Source organism: Synechococcus sp. R55.7 (genome assembly GCF_047461955.1).
Taxonomy (GTDB): domain Bacteria; phylum Cyanobacteriota; class Cyanobacteriia; order Thermostichales; family Thermostichaceae; genus Thermostichus.
The window spans coordinates 24,989-26,490 of sequence record NZ_JANSIC010000002.1; the positions used below are offsets into that span (position 1 = coordinate 24,989).

General features: G+C 60.7%; 1 protein-coding gene. It reads left to right on the forward strand.

What is annotated here, in order from left to right; all coding sequences use genetic code 11:
• On the forward strand, positions 1–1,502 hold a 1,502-nt coding region (locus NW820_RS00345; protein WP_414406371.1), incomplete at both ends, for an ABC transporter ATP-binding protein.

Consider the following 1,502-nt stretch of genomic DNA (forward strand, 5'->3'; position numbering starts at 1 on the left):
ATGAAGGTCGAGCTGCTGCACATCCACAAGCGTTTTGGGGCGGTACAGGCGAACCGCGATGTGTCCTTACGGGTGGAGGCGGGCACGATCCACGGCCTGCTTGGGGAAAACGGGGCCGGCAAAAGTACCTTGGTCAAAATCCTGAGCGGCTTTCTGCGCTGCGATCAGGGGGAGATTTGGATCGATGGGCAACCGGTTCGCATCGACAGCCCTGCAGCAGCCATTCGCCTGGGCATTGGCATGTTGCACCAGGATCCCTTGGATTTTCCTTCTCTGACGGTGCTGGAAAACTTTATTGCCGGGCAGCGGGGGCGCTTGGGTTTGGGGCTGCGAGAAAGCCGGAAACGTCTTGAGAAAGCCTGTGAAGAGTTTGGTTTCAACCTCAACCCCGATGGAGCCATCGGCAGCTTGACGGTGGGGGAACGGCAACAACTGGAAATGCTGCGGTTGCTTTCCCTGGGGATCAACACCTTGATTTTGGATGAGCCGACGACGGGCATTTCTGCAGCGCAAAAAGATCTTCTGTTCGCGGCTCTGAGAAGGTTAGCGGAGCAGGGCAAATCGGTGATCTTCGTCTCCCACAAGCTGGCCGATGTGGAATGCCTTTGCGATCGGGTGACGGTGATGCGGCAGGGGGAGGTGGTGGGGGAGCTGCCTGTTAGAGGTGAGGACATTGCCCTGCTGGAACAGCGGTTGATCGATTGGATGTTCGGGCGGGAGTTGGCACCCCCGGCTCGGCCCCATTCTCCGCAAAGGAGGGCGGATCCCCTGTTGGAGTTGCGCTCCCTGGTGGTGCGGCATGAGCCGTTTGCCTTGGCTTTGCCAGATCTGGCGGTGCAGCCGGGGGAAGTGATTGGGTTGGCCGGTTTGGAAGGCAGTGGGCAACGCTCTTTCCTGCTCACCTGTGCAGGGTTGTTGCCGCCCAGGCGTGGCCGGATTCTGTTGGGGGGGCAGGAGATGACAGGCCGTCCTTACGGCGACTATCTGCGCTGTGGGGTGGGGTTTTCTCCGGCGGATCGGCTGCGGGAAGGGCTGATCCCCGGCTTAACCTTGCAGGAGCATTTTGCCCTCCAGCAGCAGGATCCCTGGATCAACTGGGCTCTGGCCCGTCAGCAGGCCCAAGCGGCCATCGAACACTTCAGCATTCGGGGTCACCCCTACAGCCGGGTGGAGCAACTCTCGGGGGGCAACCAACAGCGCAGTCAGTTGGCTCTCTTGCCCACACCCCTGAGTCTTTTGCTGATGGAGCACCCAACGCGAGGGTTGGACATTGAGTCGGCGCTGTGGGTCTGGGGGCAATTGCTGGAACGCACCCAAGCGGGTACGGCTATTCTTTTTGCCTCGGCGGATTTGGACGAGATCCTGCAGTACAGCGACCGAGTGATGGTGTTCAGCGGCGGACAGGTCTCGGAACCCATTCCGGCGGCGGAGCTCACCGTTTCGCGGCTGGGGCAGATGATGACACTCCCCGTCACCAACAGCAGCGAGATTCCAGGGATCCC